2 pseudogenes are annotated in these 693 nt (G+C 41.8%); both read left to right on the top strand.

From position 1 onward, the window contains the following. Window positions 1–192, top strand: a pseudogene (locus JU82_RS11875) (NAD(P)-dependent oxidoreductase); the annotation flags it as partial. 8 nt (window positions 193–200) lie between these two features. Further along, a pseudogene (locus JU82_RS11870) lies at window positions 201–693 on the top strand (DegT/DnrJ/EryC1/StrS family aminotransferase); the annotation flags it as partial.

Below are 693 nucleotides of genomic sequence, written 5' to 3'. Positions count from 1 at the left end.
TTGAATAATGAATATACATCAGATAACAGCCGTTTGATGGATGATATTGGCGGATTTGAGTTTCTGCCGCATCGCGAAGCGATTAGAGGGATGAGGGATTATTATCGTTCGATTTTGGATCAAATCGACAGAGAAAAAATTGAAGCGGATCCATATCTACAACTTTGCACTACATTTTGGAATAAACACTAGGAGAAACAATGACACAACAAGAACGTCTGAAACAGGAAATTCTGGCAAAGACAAAGGAATATTATGAATTGGTCCACAAACCGATACAAGACAAAGAATTTGTAGCAGGAAAAAGCCGGGTCAATTATGCGGGACGTGTTTTTGATGAAAAAGAAATGGTCAATCTCGTCGATAGTTCGCTTGATTTTTGGCTCACGTACGGGGACTACTCTAAAACATTTGAGAAAAAACTGGCAGATTATCTTGGGGTAAGATGGGCATTTTTGGTCAACAGCGGCAGTTCTGCAAACCTGCTTGCGTTTTACACATTGACTTCGCCGTTATTGGGAGATCGTCAGGTCAAGCGGGGTGATGAAGTAATCACGGTAGCGGCAGGTTTTCCGACTACCGTTGCCCCTATCGTTCAATATGGGGCAGTTCCTGTTTTCGTTGATATGGAGCTGACGCATTTTAATATTGATGTCACTGAATTGGAAAAGGCACTCAGCCCAAAAACCAAAG

It is taken from the genome of Sulfuricurvum sp. MLSB, assembly GCF_000747095.1.
GTDB lineage: Bacteria > Campylobacterota > Campylobacteria > Campylobacterales > Sulfurimonadaceae > Sulfuricurvum.
The sequence above is the reverse complement of the archived record's forward strand: the minus strand, read 5'-3'. Positions and strand labels throughout refer to the sequence as shown.